Annotated in this window: 30 protein-coding genes; 15 read left to right on the top strand and 15 right to left on the bottom strand. The window is 63.0% G+C overall.

Annotated elements, in window-relative coordinates; translation table 11 throughout:
- Positions 1 to 135 precede the first annotated feature (135 nt).
- The 4 genes from FJ867_RS00455 to FJ867_RS00470 all read left to right on the top strand — a co-directional run bounded on the left by FJ867_RS00455 (position 136) and on the right by FJ867_RS00470 (position 2,277).
- Complete coding sequence (locus tag FJ867_RS00455) at positions 136 to 303, top strand: hypothetical protein (protein ID WP_140500534.1); 168 nt, start codon at positions 136 to 138, stop codon at positions 301 to 303.
- An 84-nt stretch (positions 304 to 387) separates the two neighbouring features.
- The gene (locus FJ867_RS00460; protein ID WP_140561546.1) at positions 388 to 978 is read left to right on the top strand and encodes a type 1 glutamine amidotransferase family protein; all 591 of its coding nucleotides are present in this window, start codon (positions 388 to 390) and stop codon (positions 976 to 978) included.
- A gap of 55 nt (positions 979 to 1,033) precedes the next feature.
- Positions 1,034 to 1,477, top strand: coding sequence for a hypothetical protein (locus FJ867_RS00465; RefSeq protein ID WP_224655904.1), 444 nt, complete (start codon positions 1,034 to 1,036; stop codon positions 1,475 to 1,477).
- Positions 1,478 to 1,557: 80 nt separating this feature from the next.
- A complete protein-coding gene (locus FJ867_RS00470; protein WP_140500532.1) occupies positions 1,558 to 2,277 on the top strand; it encodes a YafY family protein in 720 nt (239 codons plus the stop codon).
- 62 nt (positions 2,278 to 2,339) lie between these two features.
- Here FJ867_RS00470 and FJ867_RS00475 read toward each other — a convergent pair whose 3' ends face one another.
- The 3 genes from FJ867_RS00475 to FJ867_RS00485 form a co-directional block, all read right to left on the bottom strand.
- Positions 2,340 to 3,032, bottom strand: a complete 693-nt coding sequence (locus FJ867_RS00475) for a DUF1013 domain-containing protein (protein WP_140517606.1) — start codon at positions 3,030 to 3,032, stop codon at positions 2,340 to 2,342.
- Positions 3,033 to 3,357: 325 nt separating this feature from the next.
- A complete protein-coding gene (locus FJ867_RS00480) occupies positions 3,358 to 3,498 on the bottom strand; it encodes a DUF1127 domain-containing protein (RefSeq protein WP_140500528.1) in 141 nt (46 codons plus the stop codon).
- Positions 3,499 to 3,693: 195 nt separating this feature from the next.
- Positions 3,694 to 4,704: an NAD(P)H-quinone oxidoreductase gene (locus FJ867_RS00485; protein WP_140500527.1), complete on the bottom strand. Its 1,011-nt coding sequence runs from the start codon at positions 4,702 to 4,704 to the stop codon at positions 3,694 to 3,696.
- A 121-nt stretch (positions 4,705 to 4,825) separates the two neighbouring features.
- Here FJ867_RS00485 and FJ867_RS00490 point away from each other — a divergent pair, with 121 nt between their 5' ends.
- The 3 genes from FJ867_RS00490 to FJ867_RS00500 all read left to right on the top strand — a co-directional run bounded on the left by FJ867_RS00490 (position 4,826) and on the right by FJ867_RS00500 (position 6,647).
- A complete protein-coding gene (locus FJ867_RS00490) occupies positions 4,826 to 5,020 on the top strand; it encodes a DUF1192 domain-containing protein (RefSeq protein WP_140500525.1) in 195 nt (64 codons plus the stop codon).
- Positions 5,021 to 5,104: 84 nt separating this feature from the next.
- Positions 5,105 to 6,352: an MFS transporter gene (locus FJ867_RS00495; protein ID WP_140500523.1), complete on the top strand. Its 1,248-nt coding sequence runs from the start codon at positions 5,105 to 5,107 to the stop codon at positions 6,350 to 6,352.
- Between the two features lie 31 nt (positions 6,353 to 6,383).
- Complete coding sequence (locus FJ867_RS00500; protein WP_140500522.1) at positions 6,384 to 6,647, top strand: metalloregulator ArsR/SmtB family transcription factor; 264 nt, start codon at positions 6,384 to 6,386, stop codon at positions 6,645 to 6,647.
- A gap of 35 nt (positions 6,648 to 6,682) precedes the next feature.
- On the opposite strand, the gene FJ867_RS00505 is transcribed toward FJ867_RS00500, so the two are convergent.
- On the bottom strand, positions 6,683 to 7,339 hold the full coding sequence (locus FJ867_RS00505) for a glutathione S-transferase family protein (RefSeq protein ID WP_140517605.1): 657 nt from the start codon (positions 7,337 to 7,339) through the stop codon (positions 6,683 to 6,685).
- A 50-nt stretch (positions 7,340 to 7,389) separates the two neighbouring features.
- Positions 7,390 to 8,274, bottom strand: coding sequence for an alpha/beta hydrolase (locus FJ867_RS00510; protein WP_140816247.1), 885 nt, complete (start codon positions 8,272 to 8,274; stop codon positions 7,390 to 7,392).
- A gap of 89 nt (positions 8,275 to 8,363) precedes the next feature.
- On the opposite strand from FJ867_RS00510, the gene FJ867_RS00515 reads away from it, so the two are divergent.
- The 3 genes from FJ867_RS00515 (at position 8,364) to FJ867_RS00525 (ending at position 9,816) form a co-directional block, all read left to right on the top strand.
- Positions 8,364 to 8,885, top strand: coding sequence for a helix-turn-helix domain-containing protein (locus FJ867_RS00515; protein ID WP_140676875.1), 522 nt, complete (start codon positions 8,364 to 8,366; stop codon positions 8,883 to 8,885).
- A gap of 76 nt (positions 8,886 to 8,961) precedes the next feature.
- Complete coding sequence (locus FJ867_RS00520; protein ID WP_140500515.1) at positions 8,962 to 9,195, top strand: hypothetical protein; 234 nt, start codon at positions 8,962 to 8,964, stop codon at positions 9,193 to 9,195.
- A gap of 189 nt (positions 9,196 to 9,384) precedes the next feature.
- Positions 9,385 to 9,816, top strand: a complete 432-nt coding sequence (locus FJ867_RS00525; protein WP_140500513.1) for a heme-binding protein — start codon at positions 9,385 to 9,387, stop codon at positions 9,814 to 9,816.
- A 2-nt stretch (positions 9,817 to 9,818) separates the two neighbouring features.
- Here the strand turns inward: FJ867_RS00525 and FJ867_RS00530 are convergent, their stop codons facing one another.
- The 8 genes from FJ867_RS00530 to FJ867_RS00565 all read right to left on the bottom strand — a co-directional run bounded on the left by FJ867_RS00530 (position 9,819) and on the right by FJ867_RS00565 (position 15,605).
- Positions 9,819 to 10,220 (bottom strand): hypothetical protein, encoded by a 402-nt coding sequence (locus FJ867_RS00530; RefSeq protein WP_140500511.1) that lies wholly within the window; start codon positions 10,218 to 10,220, stop codon positions 9,819 to 9,821.
- Between the two features lie 180 nt (positions 10,221 to 10,400).
- Positions 10,401 to 11,354, bottom strand: a complete 954-nt coding sequence (locus FJ867_RS00535) for an agmatinase (protein WP_140517601.1) — start codon at positions 11,352 to 11,354, stop codon at positions 10,401 to 10,403.
- A 31-nt stretch (positions 11,355 to 11,385) separates the two neighbouring features.
- Entirely contained in the window at positions 11,386 to 12,060 is a 675-nt protein-coding gene (locus FJ867_RS00540; protein ID WP_140500508.1) for an amino acid ABC transporter permease, read from the bottom strand.
- Complete coding sequence (locus FJ867_RS00545) at positions 12,057 to 12,716, bottom strand: amino acid ABC transporter permease (protein ID WP_140500507.1); 660 nt, start codon at positions 12,714 to 12,716, stop codon at positions 12,057 to 12,059. Before FJ867_RS00545 ends, FJ867_RS00540 begins: the two co-directional genes overlap by 4 nt.
- 101 nt (positions 12,717 to 12,817) lie before the next feature.
- Positions 12,818 to 13,675 carry a transporter substrate-binding domain-containing protein gene (locus FJ867_RS00550; protein ID WP_140517600.1) on the bottom strand — a complete coding sequence of 286 codons (858 nt, stop codon included), beginning with the start codon at positions 13,673 to 13,675 and terminating at the stop codon, positions 12,818 to 12,820.
- Between the two features lie 2 nt (positions 13,676 to 13,677).
- The gene (locus tag FJ867_RS00555) at positions 13,678 to 14,172 is read right to left on the bottom strand and encodes an Lrp/AsnC family transcriptional regulator (RefSeq protein ID WP_140500504.1); all 495 of its coding nucleotides are present in this window, start codon (positions 14,170 to 14,172) and stop codon (positions 13,678 to 13,680) included.
- Positions 14,173 to 14,518: 346 nt separating this feature from the next.
- Positions 14,519 to 14,701, bottom strand: coding sequence for a 50S ribosomal protein L32 (gene rpmF, locus FJ867_RS00560; RefSeq protein WP_008834724.1), 183 nt, complete (start codon positions 14,699 to 14,701; stop codon positions 14,519 to 14,521).
- A gap of 142 nt (positions 14,702 to 14,843) precedes the next feature.
- Positions 14,844 to 15,605 (bottom strand): transglycosylase domain-containing protein, encoded by a 762-nt coding sequence (locus FJ867_RS00565; protein ID WP_140500502.1) that lies wholly within the window; start codon positions 15,603 to 15,605, stop codon positions 14,844 to 14,846.
- 78 nt (positions 15,606 to 15,683) lie between these two features.
- Between FJ867_RS00565 and FJ867_RS00570 the strand changes: the two genes are divergently transcribed.
- From FJ867_RS00570 to FJ867_RS00590, 5 genes are all read left to right on the top strand, one after another.
- Positions 15,684 to 16,601 carry a polyprenyl synthetase family protein gene (locus FJ867_RS00570; RefSeq protein ID WP_140517599.1) on the top strand — a complete coding sequence of 306 codons (918 nt, stop codon included), beginning with the start codon at positions 15,684 to 15,686 and terminating at the stop codon, positions 16,599 to 16,601.
- Positions 16,602 to 16,671: 70 nt separating this feature from the next.
- The gene (locus FJ867_RS00575; RefSeq protein WP_140685957.1) at positions 16,672 to 17,427 is read left to right on the top strand and encodes an SDR family oxidoreductase; all 756 of its coding nucleotides are present in this window, start codon (positions 16,672 to 16,674) and stop codon (positions 17,425 to 17,427) included.
- Between the two features lie 207 nt (positions 17,428 to 17,634).
- On the top strand, positions 17,635 to 17,853 hold the full coding sequence (locus FJ867_RS00580; RefSeq protein WP_140517598.1) for a hypothetical protein: 219 nt from the start codon (positions 17,635 to 17,637) through the stop codon (positions 17,851 to 17,853).
- Positions 17,854 to 17,866: 13 nt separating this feature from the next.
- Positions 17,867 to 18,109 carry a hypothetical protein gene (locus FJ867_RS00585; RefSeq protein WP_140500496.1) on the top strand — a complete coding sequence of 81 codons (243 nt, stop codon included), beginning with the start codon at positions 17,867 to 17,869 and terminating at the stop codon, positions 18,107 to 18,109.
- Positions 18,110 to 18,286: 177 nt separating this feature from the next.
- A complete protein-coding gene (locus FJ867_RS00590) occupies positions 18,287 to 20,626 on the top strand; it encodes a response regulator (RefSeq protein ID WP_140685958.1) in 2,340 nt (779 codons plus the stop codon).
- On the opposite strand, the gene FJ867_RS28920 is transcribed toward FJ867_RS00590, so the two are convergent.
- Both FJ867_RS28920 and FJ867_RS00595 read right to left on the bottom strand, forming a co-directional pair.
- Positions 20,627 to 20,761, bottom strand: a complete 135-nt coding sequence (locus tag FJ867_RS28920; RefSeq protein WP_246674983.1) for a Stf0 family sulfotransferase — start codon at positions 20,759 to 20,761, stop codon at positions 20,627 to 20,629.
- On the bottom strand, positions 20,719 to 21,438 hold the full coding sequence (locus FJ867_RS00595) for a Stf0 family sulfotransferase (RefSeq protein WP_246674984.1): 720 nt from the start codon (positions 21,436 to 21,438) through the stop codon (positions 20,719 to 20,721). The genes FJ867_RS28920 and FJ867_RS00595 overlap by 43 nt, the downstream gene beginning before the upstream one ends.
- Positions 21,439 to 21,451: the final 13 nt, after the last annotated feature.

The raw sequence follows: 21,451 nt of genomic DNA on the forward strand, positions 1-21,451 counted from the left end.
GATGCAGTGAAAACGACACCTTCACAGGGATAACGCACCGATCGCAACTATTATCCAGGCCCTGCCATCCTCCTGACAGACTGCTGTCAGGAGGGGTGTGCGATACTGTCTTCATTCACAGAGAGGAGACTAGCCATGACCGGTTCCACCATTCTGCGCGGCATGCAGCACTATGTCGGCAAGATTCGTACGATGCGCAACGAGATCCGCACCCAGCGGTTCATCAACTCGCTGCCGGCGGACATTCGCAAGGATATCGGCTGGCCGGACATGTATGCCGAACGTCGCCTTCGCGACAATTGAGACGAATTTTTCGGCAAAGCGGTTGGATGTAGGCGCCCCAACGCCCAGAGGATAAGTCCGGCACGCGAGGGACGGAGCGAGCGTATGCCCAAGCAGAAGACAATCGGCCTTCTTTTCATGGACGGCTTCGCCGACTGGGAATATGGCCTGCTGGCCGCCTCGGCGGTCGAATGGTTCGGCGCCCGCGCGGTTTCGCTGACACCCGATGGCAGGCCCGTGAGCGGGATCAGCGGTTTCCGGCTGACGCCCGACCGCTCGGCCGGCGCCGATGAAAATGCCGATCTCGATGCAATCGCCGTCATTGGCTCCGACCGATGGGCGGGCGAGGCGCCGCCCGAGGTGGCGGAATTGCTCAGGGATGTTGCGATGCGGGATGGTGTCGTCGGCGGTATCTGCGCTGGAACGCTGGCGCTGGCCCGGGCCGGCATGTTCGAGAAGGCGAGGCACACCAGCAATGGCCGTGACTGGATCAACCGCCACATTGCTGGCTATGCCGGCGATCACAATTATCAGGACGTGCCGCATGCCGTGTCCGATGGCAAGATCGTTTCCGCGCCAGGTTCGGCGCCCGGCACCTTCGCGCTGGCTTTCCTGAAGACGCTCTATCCTGAACGAAACGGCGAACTTGCCGAGATGCGGACGCTGTTCGCCAGGGAGTATGCTGAACCCTCCTGACAGAATGGTGTCAGGAGCGCCATGCCATAGATGCGAGCGGTGAACAGGACGAGCGATGAAGAGCTGGACCGACAGATTGAACACGCCGGGGGTCAACGGCATCAGACCGGCCCCGCGCACGGTGGCAGATGGAGTCGAAGACCAGACGACGCTGGTGCCGACGGCGCAACAGGTCGACGAATTCATCCGCTCGATTCCCGAAGGCGTCGAGATGGACGTTCGCGTGCTGCGCACGGCGCTTCCCTTTGAACGTGGCGCCGAAGTGACATGCCCGGTCGCGATCGGCTATCATCGGCGTACCGTTGCCGAAGCAGCCATTGAGTATCTCGGGCGCGGCATGACGCTGAGCGATGTCGCGCCTTTCTGGCGCGAGCTCGATGCCAATGACGCCGACAACGAGGAAATTGTCCTTCGGCGCGGAATTTGTGGCCGCGCAGCGCAAGTGCGAAGGCTTGAAACCATGATGCATGCCGCCGAGTGTTCTGCGGTTTCGGAATAAAGGCATGCGCAAGAACACGATGCATGCAGCCCAACCGGTTTTGGGCGACATGCATAGGAACAACATCGAGGGACCATACGATGCGACGCGCCGACAGGCTCTTCCAGATCGTGCAGCATTTGCGCGGTGGCCGTCTGGTCACCGCGCAGAAGCTTGGCACATGGCTCGAGGTTTCCGAGCGAACCATCTATCGCGACATAGCCGACCTTCAGTCGACCGGAGTGCCGATCGATGGGGAAGCGGGCGTCGGCTACATGATGAGGGAGGGTTTCGACCTTCCACCGCTGATGTTCACGCGTGACGAGATCGTGGCGCTGGTCGCCGGCGCCCGCATGGTGCGTGCCTTTGGCGGTGCGGCCATGGCCCGGGCCGCTGATGAGGCTTTGGTCAAGATCGGCGCGGTGCTGCCCGATGCCGAAAAGGACCGTATCGCTCGCACCGAGATCCACACGCCGATGTGGGTGGTGAGCGATGCCGCGCGCGAGGCGATCGACCTGATCGAGCGCGCCATCGAGAAGCGCCAGGTGCTGACCATCGACTATTCGGACGAAGCCGGCCGCGGCACCGCCCGCGACATCAGGCCCTTGGGCCTTTGGTTCTGGGGCAAGGTGTGGACGCTGGTCGCCTGGTGCGAGATGCGCGACGATTTCCGCGCCTTCCGCATCGATCGCATCGCCTCGGTGGTCATCGCAGGCCGCGTCTTCAAGCCGGAGCGCGGCAAGCAGCTCGCCGATTTTTACCGGGCGGTGGAACGCAGCGAGGATTACGGCATGGCGCCGGACCGTGCGGCGCGAAGCTGAGGTCTCCCAACCCGTAAAAAAGCCCGCTCGAAGCGGGCTTTTCGGTCGAGTTCGCGAGAATTCTACTCCTCGTCGTTATCCCTGTCCTTCGACTTCAGAGCCGAGAGCTTGGCGAACACGGCGTTGGCGTCGAGTTCGGCATCCTCGTCCTTCGGCTTTTCGGGAGCCGGAACCAGGCGCTCGGTCAGCGCCGCCGGCAGCAATGTGTCGCCGACCGGCTGTGCCTGCTCGCGGCCGCGCGATGCGCGGTTGACTTCCATGTCAAGATCGATCTGCGAGGCGAGACCGAGCGTCACCGGGTCCATCGGCTGCAGGTTGGCAGAGTTCCAGTGCTTGCGCTCGCGGATCTGCTCGATCGTGGACTTGGTGGTGCCGACGAGGCGCGAGATCTGCGCGTCCTTCAATTCGGGATGGTTGCGCACTAACCAGAGAATGGCGTTCGGTCGGTCCTGACGCTTCGACAGCGGGGTGTAGCGCGGCCCCTTGCGCTTGGATTCCGGCACCCGCACCTTGGGGTCCGAAAGCTTCAACCGCTGGTTCGGATCCTTCTCGGCACGCGCGATCTCGTCGCGGGTCAACTGGCCGGTCATGATCGGATCCATGCCCTTGATGCCTTGCGCCGATTCGCCGTCGGCGATCGCCTTGACCTCGAGCGGATGCAGCCCGCAGAACTGTGCTATCTGCTCGAAGGAAAGCGCGGTGTTGTCGACCAGCCAGACAGCGGTCGCCTTTGGCATCAGCAGCGTATTGGCCATTTTAAAAATCCTTCTCGTTCGCCCGCGTTCCCGCGCGGGCGGTGGTTTAGAGCCACCAAAATGGGAAATTCGGGGGTTATATAACCGCTCTCCGGCCGTTCCGCAATGTTTTTGGGAATGCGTTTTTGGAAACGCGCGTCGATCTGGCAGCCACACCGGGGGCAGATCGATCACGGACCGGCACGAAATGGTGCCGCGAATATGCTTGGGTTCAGAAAGACAAAACCCGCCGGACAAGGTCCGGCGGGTTCGGAACCGGCGACGAGCAAGCGTCTGCGGCGGCTCTGCTTTGCGACCCCGCCTTGCGGCGGGGCGGTTCTTGAAGTCAGATCGCCTGGCGGGCGATCTTTTCGATGTCGGCGCGGTTGATGCCGAGATCGCTGAGCTGGCGCGCGTTGAGGCGGTTCAGTTCGCGCACGGTCTCGTTGTACATACGCCAGTTACGGAAAGCGCGGATCGGGTTCATGTCAGTCCTCCAAATGGGGTGTCCGTTTCGATGATGCTCAAATAGTCATCATCGAGCGGCACTTGAATGGCTGATTTTGCATAGCAATGATGCAAATGCTGCATTGCACCATTAAGCTTTTGTTCAGCTTGCAGGCAGGGGCCGGGTCGCGGGTATGAGCCCGCCTCGGCCAGCCGGGCATCGGCAATGTTGCCGTCAGCCGACGTCGAGCACGATCTTGCCGATATGATCGCCTTCCTCCATACGCTCATGCGCCCGCCAGGCATCGGCAAGCGGGAAGATCATGTCCATGACGGGCGCGATCCGGCGCGTGCCGAGCAACGGCCACACCTGCGCTTCGAGCGCGGCTGCCAGCGCCGCCTTGAACTCGACGGTGCGCGGCCTCAGTGTCGAACCGGTATGAACAAGCCGCTTGACCATGATTTTCGAGAAATCGGCGCTCGCCACCGCGCCGCCTTGCAGGGCGATCTGGACGATCCGGCCCTCGACCGCCGCGGCCTCGTAGTTGCGCGCCACATAGTCGCCGCCGACCATGTCGAGGATGACGTCGGCACCCTTGCCGCCCGTCGCTTCCTTGACCGCCGCGACGAAATCCTCCTCGCGGTAGTTGATCGCCCGGTCGGCTCCGAGCTTCAGGCAGGCATCGCATTTCTCCTTGTTGCCGGCCGTAGTGATGACATGGGCACCGAAGGCCGATGCAAGCTGGATCGCCGTTGTGCCGATACCCGAAGAGCCGCCATGAACCAGCAGCGTTTCGCCTTTCTTCAAGCCGCCGCGCTCGAACACATTGTGCCAGACGGTGAAATAGTTTTCCGGCACGGCCGCCGCTTCCGTGTGGGTGAAGCCGGCCGGCAGCGGCAGCACGCTGCCGGCATGAACCTTGACATATTCGGCGTAGCCGCCGCCGGGAGTGAGCGCGCAGACGCGCTCGCCAAGGCGCCAGCGAGAGATCTCGTCGCCGAGCGCGGCCACTTCGCCCGACGCCTCCAGGCCCGGCAGGTCCGACGCACCGGGCGGCGGCGGATAGGCGCCCTTGCGCTGCTGCACGTCGGGCCTGTTGACGCCGGCGGCGCGCACCTTGATCAATATCTCGCCGGGACCGGGCACAGGCACATCGCGCGTCTCCGGTTTCAGCACCCTGGGCCCACCCGGCTCGGAGATCGCGATGGCCGTCATCCTTGCCGGAATCTTAGATCCGCTCGCCATGAAATCTCCCGTCTTTCCTCGCCGCATTCTTGCCGGCTGTTTGCATCGACGCCCCTGCCCTATGTATGCTCATTGGCAAATCAGGCAAATGGCCAATCGGTATGGCGGAGGAGGAGCACAAATGGCGATCTTCGACGACGAACCCAAGAAGAAGGCGCGTCCGCACGAGATCGGGCAGGACCTGTCGCTGCTCTCCGTCGGCGAGTTGTCGGAACGGATCGGCATCCTGCGTGACGAGATCGCCCGGTTGGAGGCTGAACTCAAGTCGAAGGACAGCACCAAATCCGCGGCCGAGGCGCTGTTCCGCCGCGGATAAGGCCGAAAAGACCCGCCTCCGAAAAGCCCGAATGCGACTGTCTTCAGACTCTGCGTCTCTCCTCGATTTCAGCCGGATCAAAAAATGCTCGCAGCCTACAGACCGATCCTTTCGCTGCTTCGGGGCACCGCCTTCCTTTTGGCAGCGTCGGGATTGCACGGCTTGCTGTTGCCGCTGCGCGGCCAGGTGGAAGGTTTCTCCACCGCATCGCTTGGCCTGATGGGCACAGCCTGGGCCGGCGGCTTCGTCACCGGCTGCTTCTTTGCACCACGTATCGTGCGCCGTGCCGGCCACGTGCGCGCCTTCGGCGCCTTCGCCGCGTCCGGCGCCATCGTTGCGCTGCTCACCGGACTGGTCATCGACGAATATGTCTGGATCCTGTTGCGCGCCTTCACCGGCTTCACCATGGCCGGCGCCTTCATGGTCATCGAAAGCTGGCTGAACGAAAAGGCCACCAACGAGAATCGCGGCACCGTCTTCGGCCTCTATATGATGGTCACCTATGCCTCGATCATGGGCGGGCAGATGATCGTCGCCGGCGGCGACGTGAAATCGGCCTCACTCTTCATGATCACCGGCATCCTGTTCTGCCTTTCGCTGATCCCGACCGCGGTTTCGACCGCCTCGCACCCCAAGCCGCTCCAGGACGTCAAGCTCGACGTCAAGGGGCTCTACGCCAACTCGCCGGTCTCGGCCATCGCTTGCGTCCTCATCGGCATCGCCAACGGCGCATGGGGCACGCTTGGCGCCGTCTATGGCGCCCGCATCGGCATCTCCACCGCTGAGATCGCCTTGATGATGAGCCTGGTGGTGGTGGCGGGTGCCGCCATGCAGCTTCCGGCCGGGCGTTTCTCCGACAAGACCGACCGGCGCTTCGTGCTGGCGGGTGCCGCTTTCGGCGCTGCGCTGTTCGCGCTCTTGATCTTCCTGTTCGAGCCGCGCTCCGGCGTCTTCGTCATCGTCTTCACCGCCGCCTACGGTGCTTTCGCCTATACGCTCTATTCGATCGCCGTGGCGCATGCCAACGACCACGCCAGTGCCGAGGACTTCGTCAAGGTTTCGGGCGGCCTGCTGCTGCTCTATGGCTTCGGCACCATGATCGGACCCTTGCTGGCGGCCGCCCTGATGGGCTGGATGCGTCCGGAGGGCCTGTTTCTGGCGACCGCCTTCGCGCATCTTTCCCTGGCAGGCTACACGCTGCTGCGCATTAGCCGCCGCGCGCCGGTGCCGATCGAGGACCGCGACGCCTTCAAGACGCAGCCCGCCGACCGTTCGGTGACGCCGGAAGCATTGCGGCTTGACCCAAGAAGAAAAGCAGAAGCAAACGGTTGAGATTCGAAGAACTTTGCCCCACAAATGAGGCATGATGCTTTCCGACGCCTTCATGGCGATCGCCGATCCCAACCGGCGCCATCTCCTGGAAGAACTTCGACGCGGCCCCAAAACCGTTAATCAACTGGCAGCCGGGCTGCCGGTCTCACGTCCGGCCGTATCGCAGCATCTGAAGGTGTTGCTCGATGCCGGCCTTGTCCACGCCAAGGCCGAAGGCACGCGGCGCGTCTATACGGTGAGCAATGCCGGCTTCCTGAAACTCAACATCTGGCTCGACCAATTTTGGGAGACTTGATCGTTCCTGTTCAAACGACCGGTCACGCACCACGATCAGCCATCATTATAGGGGAAGAGCTTGAAATAGGGCTGCGCCTCCTCAATCACCTGGGCGAAGGCCGGCCGCTGCAACAGCCGGTCATGGTAGCGACTCACGGCAGGATATCTGTCGCCGAATGGCTCGACCTTGTTGGCGTAGAACAGGGCCGGCGAGGCCGCGCAATCGGCCATGGTGAAGGCGTCGCCCACAGCCCAGTTCCTCGACGCCATCTCCTGCTCGATGATCGCGTAGGAATTGCGCAACTGGTCGCGCGCCTGTTCGACGCCGAACGGATCGGTCCTACGTTCCGGGCGCAGCCGGTCCCCGACGATCTTCTGCATCGGTTCCTGCACATAGAGATCGTAAAAGCGATCGGCCTGGCGAACCGCGATTGCGAGGTCGATATCGGCGGGGACGAGGTCGACCGGTCCGGGATAGTGCGCGGCCAGATACTCGATGACGAGGGTCGACTCCAGCACGGTGCGGTCGCGCGCATCGTCACGCAAAGCGGGCATCTTGCCCCAGGGCGCTATCTTCAGGAAGGCCGCTCGCGACTGCTCGTCGCCGAGATCGACTATGACGGACGCGAACGGCGTGCCGTTCTCGTAGAGCGCGATCAGCGGCTTCCAGCAAAACGAGGCCAGCGGATGATAGTGAAGCGTCAGGGACATTTTTGCTCACCTGTCTCGGGGTTCACGTCGTCTAGTACCGAAATGTTTACTTAACTATTGCCCAAACTTGTGGCGTCAGGACCGCGCTTTGAGTGCCAATCGGCCCGGATATGAGCAACGATGCCGGCGACGATCACATCCCAATCGTCCGGATGCAGTTCGTGGCCACCGCCTTCAACCCGGAGAAGTTTCGCGCCGGCGACCGCCCCGGCCAGCGCTTCGCCATGCTCGACCGGAAAGATGGGATCGGCCGTACCATGGATGACCAGCAGCGGCGCGTTCATCTCGTGCAGTCGGCCCCTCCATCGGTCACTATCGCCCTTGAGCAGGAAATGATTGGTCGCGCTGAGCAGGCCGGCGGAGCGATCATAGTCCCGCTCGATGAAGGCTTTCATGCGGCCCCCGTCGAAGGGATGTGCTGTGCTGGCGATCGCCTTGGCATCTTTGATCATGAAGTCGATGACCTGGCGGCGATCCGACCAGTCAATGTGCGGGCCTTCAGCCGAATGTTTCATATAGGCATCGCTGGTCTGCGGCAGGTACGAGGTGTCCACCCCCATCGGCGAGCTGCTGATCACGGTCAGCGACGCGACACGGGACGGATGCTTGAGCGCCACGAGCTGCGCGATCATGCCGCCCATCGACATGCCGGCGATATGCGCCTTGTCGAGGCCGTGGCTGTCGAGAACGCCGATCGCATCGTCGGCCATGTCGTCGAACGTGTAGGGCGGCTCTCCCGGCGGGTATTTGGTCGAGCGGCCGGTATCTCGATTATCATAGCGGATTACGAACAGTCCCGCGGCGGCGAGTTTCCGGCAAAACGCCTCCGGCCACCACAGCATTGAGGCCATCGCTCCCATGATCAGCAGCAGAGCGGGGTCGGCGGGGTCGCCAAAGGCTTCGGATATGATAGTGGGGCGTCCGGTCTTCGTCATCGCGTGGCCTCCTCATCTGCTTGCATTTTGCAATCGGTTGCACCATAATAAAACCGATACAATAATGCAACCGGTTTTGGAGAAATCGAATGAACATCGATCGCCGCTCGGGTTGCCCGATCAATCTTTCGCTGGAAGTGTTCGGCGACCGCTGGAGCCTGATCATCCTTCGCGATATGATTTTTGGCGGCAGGCGCCATTTTCGCGAGTTGCTCAACGGGTCGATGGAAGGCATTGCTTCCAACATACTGGCCGACCGGCTGAAGCGGCTGATGGATCTGGGCATGCTGACCAAGGCCGACGATCCTTCGCACAAGCAGAAGGCGATCTACAGCCTGACCGAAATGGCGATCACCCTGGTGCCGATCCTGGCCCATCTCGGCGCCTGGGGCCGCGTCTGGCTGCCGGTCAGCGAGGAATTGTCGATCCGGGCCGAGCTTCTGGAAAAGGGCGGGCCGCCGCTATGGGAGAAATTCATGGGTGAGTTGCGCCACGAGCATCTCGGCACGCCCCTCGATGCAGCGTCCGGCCCCTCTGTACGCGCGACCCTGCAGGCCGCCTATGAGGCCGTGCTCGCCAGCAAGGCTCTCGGCGGCAACCCGGCCGCGTGACCAACTATTTTCCCCGTTGAATGGCCGGCTCTGCTACAAGAGGCCGAAAATCACGTCACGAGATTGGAACAGACTCTTGGTTGAGAACTCTAGGGATACTGCCCGCGCGCGCGCCGATCTGCGCTTCAAGAAGCAGGAGGAAGCGGCCACGGTCCGACAGAAGGCGATGGCCGAGTATGTCGCCGAGAGCGATGCCCGCAAGGTCAAGACCGACAAGCTGCGGGCGCTGCGGCTGGCCAAGGAAGCCGAAGACCTTGCCAACGCGCCGGCAGTGCCCGCCAAGAAGCCCGCCCGCGCCAAGAAGAAGTAGCACGCCGCTCCCGGTTGCTTCGTTGCCGGCCCTGAGCCGGTGGCCGTTGATCGCATTTGGTGGATCGCGGCATAGGCGCGATCCGGATCGGCGCGTTCACCCCGCTTTCCACGAAGCAATTTCAACCGGAACCTGGATTGCCTCGTTCGGCTGGCTGCCGATGATATCCGTTTCAAACAGGAGATCGCCATGACCGCACTGCCGCTCGACAAAGCCCTCGAGATCATCGACGCCGCCTTCGCCAAGGGCGCGGAGCTCAAGCTCAGGCCGCTCGGCGTCTCGGTGCTCGACGCCGGCGGCCATCTCGTCGCCTTCCAGCGCCAGGACGGCGCCTCGTTCCTGCGCCCGCAAATGTCCGCCGGCAAGGCTTATGGCGCGCTCGCCATCGGCATGGGCTCGCGCCGCGTCGAGGCCTTCGCCAAGGAGCGCCCGCATCTCATGACCGGCATCTCCGACGTCTCGGGCGGACGCGTGTTGCCGGTCGTGGGCGGCGTGCTGATCCGCGACAAGGCAGGCAGCATCATAGGCGCCGTCGGCATTTCCGGCGACAGCTCGGACAATGACGAAGCCGCCGCCATCGCCGGCATCGAGGCCGCCGGCTTCACCGCCGATCCGGGCTGAGGCTAATTCAGGTTGATATCCCTGCTCGCCGACCGCATCGACACCGAGAAGCCGGCGAGCACGTCGAACAGCGCGATGATCATCAGCGTGAAGAAGACCGAATGGGCGGCGCCCTTGACCAGTAGGAACTCGACCAGGAAGGCCACGAAGACCAGCGTCGACAACAGATGGTCCATGATCGAGGCGTTCGTAGTGCGCGCCGATTTCACGATCTCGACGAAGAGGAAGATGAGCCCGATCAGCACCATAAGGTCGCCGAGCGTCATCGAGAACACCCCGCCGGACATCATGCCGACGGAAAAGACCTCGCTTGCCCAGGGATCGTCACCGCTGCCGAATATTCCGAGCAGCCCGAGATTGTAGAGGACAAAGGGCACGATCAGCAGCGGGACGGCACCGAACATCTGGCGTCTCCATTTGGGGGCACCCCTTTGTAGAGTGCGCCACCGGCACGCCGTCAAGAATTTTCGCAGCACGCCCCAAACACGCTAGAAGACCGAATGCAACAACGATGTCAGCCGGTTGTCCGGCCGACATCTTTGAAATCGAGCCGCGGGATGCGTGAACGCGCACGCCGCTCGCGATCAGCGCTTGAAGTAGCCGGCGCGCACGGCCGCGCCGATGACGTTGAGGATGATATGGCCGGCCGTCATCGAGGTGATCTCGTTGACGTCGCGCGCCGGCGCGATCTCGACGATATCCATGCCGACCAGCCTTCCTTTGCCGACCAGCCCCTTGATGAGCTCAATCGTCTGCCGGTAGCTGACGCCGCCCGGCTGTGGCCCCTCGACCGCCGGCATCACCGCCGGATCGAGGCCGTCGGCATCGATGGTGAGATAGTAGCGACCGCCGTCGGGAATTCGCTTCAGGAGCGCGGCGGTGCCGATGTCCTGCCATTCATTGGTGGTAATGATGTTGGCGCCATAGGCGCGGGCGGCCTCGACCTCCTCGGTGCGCGCGCTGCCTTGGCCGCGAACGCCGACCTGAAAAATATCCTTGATATGCGCCATTTCCGAGGCCCGCCGGATGGTGCTGGAATAGCCCTCCTTGACCCCGTTGACGTTGTCACGCCAGTCGAGATGTGCGTCGAGCTGAACCAGCGTGATCGGACCCTCGCCATCGAGCGCCCGGAAGATCGGGATCGGAATGCCGTGGTCGCCGCCGATTGTGATCGGCAGTGCGCCCGCGGCGCGGATCTTGCGGATCGCCGCTTCGGCTCTGCCATAGTGCCCGACATGATCGGCCGCCGCGCCGGGAACGTCGCCGACGTCTACCACCTTGATGTCCTTGCCGTCGAAGACTGGCCCACCGATGTCGAAATCATAGCGGTCGAGCGCCTGGCTGATCCGCTGCGAGGCGCGCCGCACCGCGGTCGGCGCATTGGTCTGGTCGTTGATCAGCTCGTCGATCGTGTAGGGATCGCCATAGGGCATGCCGATGATGGCGACATCGGCCTTCAGTGTGTCGAGGTCATCGACCAGCGGAAAGTTCATGAATGTCTGGAAGACGTCGCGCGGCGCGGTGGTGAGTTTGGACATGGGGTCTCCTCTGCGTTGAAGCTTTTTTGGATCAGGCGCCACGGCGGGCTGCGAGATGGGGCTGCAGCCTATGCTCCAGGCTGCGCGAGATCGCTGCCACGAAGGCCGTCAGCCCCCAGTACAGCAATGCGATGGCGGTGAAGATCTCCACCGGCGAGAAGGTGCGGCCAATGATGTTCTGGGCCATGTAGGTGAGTTCCGGTACGGTGATCGCCGACAGGATCGCCGATTCCTTGATCAGCGTGATGGTGAGATTGGTGGCCGCGGGCAGGATGTAGCCGAGCACCTGCGGCACCAGGATCTTGCGGAAGATGGTCAGGTAGCGCAGTCCCAGCGCGTAGCCGGCCTCGACCTGGCCGTACGAAATCGACTGGATCGCGCCCCTGATGATCTCGGCGGAATAGGCGCTGGCGTAGGCCGACAGCGCGCCGATCGACACGACCACGGGCGAGAGCCTGACACCGAACATCGGCAAGGCGTAGAACAAAAGGAAGATCTGGATCAGGAACGGGATATTGCGGAATATTTCGACATAGGCCGAGACGATCGCCGTCGGCACCCGTCCGCCGCGCAGCCGGATCAGCGCCAGCACGGTACCGAGCGCGAAGCCGAACGGCAGTGCGACAGCGCACATCAGCGCCGTGTTGCCGAAGCCCTTGGCGAGGATCTGCCAGTTGTCCGCTATGACGGAAAAATCGAAGCTCATGCGCGTGCGCCTCGCGCCTTGAGTTCCAGATGCCTAGTCAGCAGGCTGCATGATAGCAGCACGACGAAATACAGCACCGCCGCGATGCAGAAGGCCTCGACCGGCCGGTAGGTGACGTTCATGATGTTCTGCGCGGTGCGGGTCAGTTCCACCACCGCGATCACCGACAGGATCGAGGATGCCTTCACCAGCATGGTGAACTCGTTGACCATCGGTGGGATAATGGCGCGGAAGAGCTGCGGCAGGATGACCTTGAACCAGGTCACGGCAGGCTTCAGCCCGAGCGCCTTGGCCGCCTCGTACTGGCCGGCGGGAATGCGCGTCAGCCCGGCGCGCAGGATTTCGGCGACGAAGGCCGCGCTGTTGAAGCTGAGCGCCAGCACGCCGGCCAGGAGCGGCGGCAGGTCGATACCGACGAGGCCCGGCAGCACGTAGTAGACCATGAAGATCTGCACGATCAGCGGCGTGCCTCGGATGAAGCTGGTGTAGACCGCGCCGATCCAGCGGATCACGCGCCAGCGCGACCTGCCACATGCGAGCAGGCCGAAGCCGATCAATGTGCCCACCAGAAACCCCAGCGCCGAGACGCTCAGCGTGATGCCGGCGCCGGCCAGGAATTCCGGCAGGAAGGTCAGCGTCTTTGAAAAATGGAACATTTTTCAGCTCGAATGATCCCTGGACGTCCGGGCCATCCGAGACCGGCGCGTCCAATGACTGGAACCACCGGTCCGGCAGCGCCGGGCGCCTGGTTGGGGGCTTAGAGCGCGCCAGGCGGCAGATAACCCTCGTCGGGCGTCTTCATCTCGAACCCGAACCATTTGAGCTGAAGCTCCTTCAGCTTGCCGCTGTCCTTCAAGTCGCCGATTTTGGCGTTGATGAAGGCGCGCAGATCCTTGTCCTCCGGCCGCACCACCCAGGAGAGATAGGAGAATTCGCCGATCGAGCCGACGACCTTGTAGGTATCGGGAACGTTCTTCATCAGAACGGCCGCCGAAGGCGAGGCGATGACGATGGCGTCGACCTGGCCGGAGGCCAGAGCGACATGGGTCTCGGGGAAGGAGGTGAACAGCTTCATCTCGCCGACACCCTTGCCGCCTTTATCCTTGAGCTCCTTGTCATAGGCCTCGATGATGGGCTGCACGGAGGAGGCGAGTTGCGTGGCCACCACCATGCCGTTGATGTCCTCCGGCTTCTTGATGCGCTCCTCGTCGACGCGCACGACGACGACGTTCTCGAACGAACCGGTCGGCCGCGTATAGGCGTATTTCGCCGCCCGCTCGGCGTTGATGCCGGTCGAGGTCGCCATCAGGTCGAACTTCTTGGCCAGCAGCCCTGGCAGCAAGCCTTGGAAAGGCAGGTTGAGCTGGTCGAGCTTCACGCCGAGCTGGCTGACCACATAGTCGAGAATGTCCTTGTTATAGCCGACGATCTGGCCGTCGCGGACGAATTCGAACGGCTCGAACGCGGCCTCGGTTCCGACGAGGATGGTGCCGCGCTGCTTGATTTGGTCGACCAGCCCATCGGCATGGGCGGTGGCAGCGAACGGCAGGAGGAGCGGCGCGGCGGCAAGAAGGGTCAGGACGCGGCGGCGCGAAGCGGAAAGAAACTCACCCATTGTTACCCTCTTTTTTCTTCGGTTTTGCTGTGCTGGTAAGCCCGGCCGCTATGCTTGAAGACGCGACCGATCATGTAGCTCTCGGAATCCTTGATCCCGGGAACGTTGGCCAGTTCACTGACGAGGAAATCGTGCAGGCTGGTCGTGGATGGCAAAGTGAGCTGGATGATGATGTCGAACGGCCCGGTCATGGCGTAGACGCTGTCGACGAACGAGTATTCCGACAGTTTTCGAGCAACGCTGATGATGTGCTCGCGGTCGACGTCGAGCCCGACAATGGCCGCAATGCCGACATCGCTGCGCAAAGGGCGCACGACCGCCTGGATGCAGATATCCGGGTCCTCGAGCACACGGGCCATTTTCCGCCGCACCGTCGCTTCGGTGACGCCGATGCGCTTGGCGATATCCACACTCGACATCCGCCCATCGACTTTGAGTTGGGAAAGGACGGCCTGCTCGGTATCGTCGAGATCACTTGTGCTGACGAAATCCCACATCGAATTCCCAATCTGTGTCGATTTCCGACTATAAATTCAAAAATCGCATAAGAAACCGTCTATGGCAATCCCACAGATTGCGAAAAACACCAGCGACGCTGCCTCCGGCGATTGCCGCGCATCGGGCTCACGGTTCGATCATTGGGAAAAGTCGTGTCGACCGAGTCGAAGGCGATGTGCGGTATGCAATCGGCCATGCCTCGAGGATGCGCGATGAGGCGGCGTCCGGGCCGATCGGAGATCAAGGCCTGGAGACGCAGCTACGCTGTCGGTCGTCGGTCCCGCCAGACGCAAAAAGACCGGCCAGCGGCCGGTCTTTTTAGCTCAAACATCAGGAAAGCTGGTCTCAGCTTTCCTTGGGCGTCAGCACCTGGCGGCCGCGATACATGCCGGTCTTCAGGTCGATATGGTGCGGGCGGCGCATTTCGCCGGAGTTCTTGTCCTCGACATAGGTCGGGGCCTTGAGGGCGTCTGCCGAGCGGCGCATGCCGCGCTTGGACGGAGAGGTTTTTCGTTTCGGAACGGCCATGGATATGCTCCACTACATGGTCAAAAGCCCCGCCCGCCCTCGTGAAAGGGCCGTGTCAGGGGCCGGAATCTGAGAAAGTCGGGTGCCTATACACGCCCGGTGCCGTTTTGGCCAGCGCTGCCCGCGAATTTTTTTATGTCGGCTACTGGAGGCAGCCGACATAAGCGCCGGATCGGCCGGCGCGCCGCTCGATCAGGTTGGCCAGCCTCCTCAGCCCCGGCCCGGGCTTGGCCGGGTTGCGGGCGATCGGATTTGGCAAGCTGACGGCAAGCAGCGCGGCCTGACGGCGCGACAGCTGTTTTGCCGAAATACCGAAATGGTGCCGCGCCGCCGCCTCGATGCCGTATATGCCCGGCCCCCACTCGGCGATGTTGAGGTAGATTTCCATGATGCGCCGCTTCGACATCACCGCGTCGAGATACACGGCCAGCGGCAACTCGACCACTTTACGAACCGTGCCCAGCGGACGAGACCACAAAAACAGGTTCTTCACCGTCTGCATGGTGATGGTCGAGGCGCCGCGCGTCCCCTCGCCGGCCAGCGCGTCGTCGACGACACCCCGCAATTCGCCGAGGTCGACGCCGCGATGGAAACAGAACTGTCCGTCCTCCGACATGATCACCGAATTGGCCAGCACCGGTGCCACGTCGTCGATCGACACCCAGCGGCGGTCATAGCCGGAGAAGGTGGCAAGATCCTTCAGCATCAGCGTCGACACCGGATGCACGAAAGACGGCAGATAGAGAAAGGTCAGCACCGTAGGGATAAGCGCCAGCACGGCAGCCACGACGATACCGCGCCGGACCCAGCGTTTGAGAGCACGACGGTTCACGCCACGGGATCTCGTCGCCATGTCCAGCTTTTCGGTTTCATGATCGACGATCGGTTCCGCCAAGTCGCCCAACCCGTGTCTCTCCCTCCCCCGGCATAATGGCGCTTGTCTTCTTGCGCAACGTCTGAGTGTCGGCTACCGGTCCGGGCCATGACGAATGACGATGAAATGGCGTTCGAAACGGCGCTCGTCGCACGGGCCGCCGCCGTCGAGACGTTGCTGCGGCGATTGCTCGACGACCGCGCGCTCACGGGCGAGATCGCGCGGCCCGAGCGCCTTATGGCGGCGATGCGGCACGGCGTGCTCAACGGCGGTAAGCGCCTGCGCCCCTTTCTGGTGATGGAAAGCGCGGCCCTGTTTTCCGCCGACGGCGAAGCGGCACTGCGCGTGGCGGCCGCACTGGAATGCGTGCACTGCTATTCGCTGATCCATGACGACCTGCCGGCGATGGACGACGACGATCTGCGCCGCGGCCAGCCTACCGTGCACAGGGCCTTCGACGAGGCGACCGCCATCCTGGCCGGCGACGCCCTGCTGACGCTTGCCTTCGACATCCTCGCCGACGAGACCACGGCGCTGCCGGCGGAGCGGCGGGCCGCCCTTGTGCTGGCGCTCGCCCGCGCCGCCGGGACCGGCGGCATGGTCGGCGGCCAGACGCTGGACCTCGAGGCCGAGCGCATCGCCCCGGACGAGGCCGGGATCATCCGGCTGCAGGCGATGAAGACCGGTGCGCTGATCCGCTTTGCCTGCGAGGCGGGCGCGGTCGTCGCCGGCGTGCCTGCCGGGGATCGCGAAAGACTGGCCGAGTTCGGCTCGGCGATCGGGCTTGCCTTCCAGCTTGCCGACGATCTTCTCGATTTGACCGCGGATGCCGCACAGATGGGCAAGGCGACGGGCAAGGACGCCGCCGCTGGCAAGGCAACGCTGGTGGCGCTGCACGGGGAGGCATGGGCACGCGCCCAGTTGCATGGCCTTGTCCATCAGGCGCATGCGCTGCTCGAACCCTATGGCGAGCAGGCCGGCCTGCTGAAGGCAGCCGCGACCTTCGTGGCGACGCGCAACAATTGAGATCGGGGCAGACCCCGAGGCTTGGCGTGAAGGTTTCTGTTTAACGGGCCAATCGGGAGGATCAGGTTCGATGTCGACCAAATTGTTCGATCTCAGCGGGCGCACCGCCCTCGTAACCGGCTCCTCGCAAGGCATAGGCTTCGCCTTGGCCAAGGGTTTGGCCGAAGCCGGCGCCAGGGTGATCCTCAACGGCCGTGACGAGGCAAGGCTCGCCACCGCGATCAGGCAGATTCCCGGAGCGGAAAAGCTGGCCTTCGATGCTACCGATCATGAAGCGGTTCGCTCGGCGGTCGACGGTTTCGAACTGGACGGCGGAGCGATCGACATTTTGGTGAACAATGCCGGCATGCAATTCCGCGCGCCGCTCGAGGAGTTTCCCGCCGATGCGTTCGAGCGCCTGCTGCAGACCAACGTCGCCAGCGTCTTCCATGTCGGCCAGGCCGTGGCGCGCCATATGATCAGGCGCGGCCGCGGCAAGATCATCAACATCGCCAGCGTGCAGACCGCGCTCGCCCGTCCGGGCATCGCGCCCTACACGGCGACGAAAGGCGCGGTCGGCAACCTGACCAAGGGCATGGCTACGGATTGGGCCAAACATGGCCTGCAATGCAATGCCGTTGCACCCGGCTATTTCGATACGCCGCTCAACGCTGCCCTTGTCGCCGACCCTGCGTTCAGCACCTGGCTGGAAAAGCGCACGCCAGCCGGCCGCTGGGGAAAGGTCGACGAACTGGTCGGCGCCTGCGTCTTCCTGGCCAGCGAGGCCTCCTCTTTCGTAAACGGCCATATTCTCTATGTGGACGGCGGCATCACAGCGTCGATCTGATCCGCCGCGCCGAACAGGCAGGCGCGCCAAATGCTGCCCGATCGATAACCGGTTGACGCGGAGCTGACATCACTCGTGGCAGCATTCCGCTGTCTGGAGATACGCGGCTGCGGTGGCCTCACTCCCGGCCAGAGCGTTTGGGGACCTTGCGTTTCGGGAACAATTGCACCCGTCGCGACGTTCGGGACCAGAAGCAGGAGGCAACCCATGAACGATAACAAGCATCGCAAACAGCCGAGGCCAAGCGATCGCGACTTGCGCAACGATCCCGGCATCGGCGCATCCAAAGGCACCATCAAGGGTGGCGACATTCTTGACGACGACGAGGAACTCGATGGCGAAAATACTTTTCGGGGCGATGTCGAGAACGACACCACCCCGCAAGGCGGTGTGAACCCCGACCAGACCGGCCGGACGAACAAATAGAGGGAGATATCCCATGACCGGCAAGAAGACCCACGAACAGCAGGTGCAAATCATCGAGGAGCGGGTGAACACCAAGAATGCGGACAAGAATTTCAACGCCGAGGACGAACTGAAGCGGTCGAAGCAGGAAAGAACGGCTCGCCAGCAGGGCCAGTCGCTCAGGGGCGGCGACGTCGATCTGGTCGATGCCGATGACCGTGAAATGCTTCGCGGCTCGAACCAGGAATCCCGGCATCACAAACGGCCCGCGGATTGAAATAATATCCGAAGCTTGACCGTCCCTTGAAGTGGCGCGGCCCTTCATCTCAGCGCAGCCGGCAGGCTACATGGGAGGCTGCGGGAATCCGAAATTCTCGGTCGCCAGAACGAAATCTTAATGTAAATCAAGCGTAATCCCGACCGTTAAAATAATGCGTATGTGTTGGGGTTGCGCATGCCGGAATATTCTTCCTTCATACGGTCCATCCGGAGCCGTTATCTCTCAGGATTGCTGATCTTCGCGTTGGCTTCGCTGGCGATCCTGCTCGCACTTGATCGCGTCAATTCCTTCCGCCACCAGATCGATGCCCTGAGCAGCAACCTTGTCATCTTTACCCGCGATCTGCGCAACGCGACCAGCTTCGCCGAGACGACGGGAACCGCCTGGCGAGCGGAGACGCGCGATGCGCTGACCGCGTCGGCGCGCGGCCATTCGGAACGCCTGACCAGCGAGATTGGGACGCTTGCGACCCAGATCGCCGCATTGCGTCCACGCCTGTCGACAAAGACGATCAACGAGCTCGAATCCGCTTCGGTCAATGGCGACCTTTTCTGGTCTCCGCGCGACATGATTCGAAACTTCAACCTGATGTCGGTGGCGCAGAAGGTCGATGAGTGGAGCTATCGCGAAATCCGCAACCAGAACGACCTGTTTGCCCAGCCGATGCTGGTCCGCGTCCGCACCGCCATGGACGACGAGCGCCATTTGGCCGACGCCTCCAGTGACCGGCTGCTGCTGTGGGCGAGCGGATTGCTGTTCGCGGTGCTCTCCATCGCCGCTTTCTGGATCTTCCGGCCGATGGAGCAAGCCATCCGCCGCGCCTTCGCCGAATCCGCCGAGTCGCTGTTCAAGGCCGAGGCGGCCGACCGCGCCAAATCGGAATTCCTCGCCAATATGAGCCACGAAATCCGCACGCCGATGAACGGCGTGCTCGGCATGGCCGAGCTGCTGGCCAAGACCGAGCTGACCGCGCGCCAGAAGACCTTCACCGACGTCATCGTCAAATCCGGCAATGCGCTGCTCACCATCATCAACGACATCCTCGATTTCTCCAAGATCAATGCCGGCCAGCTCACGCTCGACCCGGCGCCGTTCCGCCTTGCCGAGGCGGTCGAGGATGTGGCCACGCTCGTCTCCGCCCATGTCGCCGAAAAGAACCTCGAACTGATCGTGCGCGTCGACCCGCGCCTGCCGGCGTACGTCGTCGGCGACGCCGGGCGGTTCCGCCAGATTGTCACCAACCTGCTCGGCAACGCGGTGAAGTTCACCGAGAAGGGCCATGTGCTGATCGACGTCGGCGGCGAAACCGTCAATGACGTCGTCCAGCTTAAGTTGCGCGTCGAGGACACCGGCATTGGCATCCCGGCCGAAAAGTTGCAGAACGTGTTCGAAAAATTCGCCCAGGTCGACGGCTCCTCGACCCGCCGTCACGAGGGCACCGGCCTTGGTCTCGCCATCGCCGCCCGCCTCGTCGACCTGATGGCCGGCAAGATTGGCGTCGAGAGCGAGATCGGCCGCGGCTCCGTATTCTGGTTCGCGGTGCCCCTGCCCGTGCATCGTGCCGAGGCTCGCGACGAGATCGTGCCGGTCGACGTCACCGGCGCCCGCGTTCTGGTCATCGACGACAATCCGGTCAACCGCGAGATCCTGCTCGAACAGCTCAGGAGCTGGAGCTTCGACTGCGCCGCCGCCGAAAGCGGTGCGGTCGGCCTGGCTTTCCTCGACCGCGCCTGCCAGCTGGGAGCCGCCGTCGATTGCATCATCCTCGACTACCAGATGCCCGGTATGAACGGCGCCGATGTCGCGAAAGCCATTGCCGCCGACAGCCGGCTGTCGGCCATACCGGTCGTGCTCTTGACCTCGGTCGACCAGGTCGATTTCGGCAAGATGATCATTGATTTCGGCATTGCCGCGCACCTGACCAAGCCGGCGCGCTCCGCGGTCCTGCTCGGCACCGTCATCTCGGTCGTCCAGAAAGCCCGCTCGCAGGTCGGCAGGGCGCAGTTCGTTCGCGAACCTGTACCGGCGCTGCCGCAGGCGGCGCCGCCCGCCTTTACCGTCATCCGCGGCCCGGCAATGCCGGCCGTCCCCGTGCCGGAGCCGACGGTCGCGCCGAACGGTCCGATCGACATCCTCATCGCCGAGGACAATGAGGTGAACCAGCTGGTGTTCGGCCAGATCCTCAACGGGTTGGGCTTGAGCTATCGTATAGCCGGCAACGGCCGCACGGCGGTCGAGATGTACCGCTCGTTGCGCCCGAGGCTGATCCTGATGGACGTCTCCATGCCGGAGATGAACGGTTACGAGGCGACCCGCGCCATCCGGGCGACGGAGGCCTCGGATGGCAGCCACATTCCGATCATCGGCGTCACCGCGCATGCGCTGAAGGGCGACCGCGACAAGTGCATCGAAGCCGGCATGGACGACTATCTGCCGAAGCCGGTTTCACCCGACCGCCTCGGCGCCAAGATCGGCACCTGGCTCAGCGAAACGGTGGTGGCGAAGACGGCATAGCTATACCGTCGACGCCTCGGACGCCGCATCCAGATGATAACGGCGCATCCAGTCGAGGCTTGTCTCGTCGGCAAGCCTTGCGACGCCGGGTCTTATATCCCCAGCATCCGGTGCCTGAACCCCAAGGCGTCGCAAACGGACGCCAACGTTGCAACCGGATCGCTCGACAGGCGCTCATAGCCGATCCGCAGCGGGATTACCTCTTGCTCCGCGAACCACATGTTCCAGGCAGTGTCATAACCATCGAGCCCGGCAACCTCATCCTTGATCCGCCCGAAATCATATCGAGGTTCTCCGGGAGGTCCCACCCTTTCCAGTTCGGTGCCATCGGGAGCGACATGCCAAAGGCCGGTTTGCTGCGCCTTGACCAGCGATACGGCCTGCGCAAGCTTGTCCTCGCGTGACAGATGTATATAGAGAACACGGCCAAAAGCCCTCTCGAAACGAGCTTTATCCGAGACAAGCCCCGGGAAAATCCGGTCGAGTATCGCTGAAAGCTCATCCAGATTCTCTCGCATCAGGCGCAGGCCGAAAATGCCGGTCCCACCCTTGCCGGCGGCGATGGCCGCATTGAGATAGGCGGCATTGAATTCGAGTTCGCCCATCGTGTCGCGGCCGGGCAGCCCCCACTCTTCGGCCCATTCGGGCACGTCCTGCCGCCGATAGAACGAATGAGGATCGCCCGCCGCCTTCGTGGAGGCCAGGAGCTTGCACAGCAAAGTGCTTCCGGTCCTGGGCGTGCCGCAGATAACATATGCGTCGACCATCCTGCGGCCCTCATTGCTCGTTGAAGGCAGGGCAATGCCGGCCAATCCAGGGTCGCCT

Source organism: Mesorhizobium sp. B2-5-3, assembly GCF_006441005.1.
Lineage (GTDB): Bacteria > Pseudomonadota > Alphaproteobacteria > Rhizobiales > Rhizobiaceae > Mesorhizobium.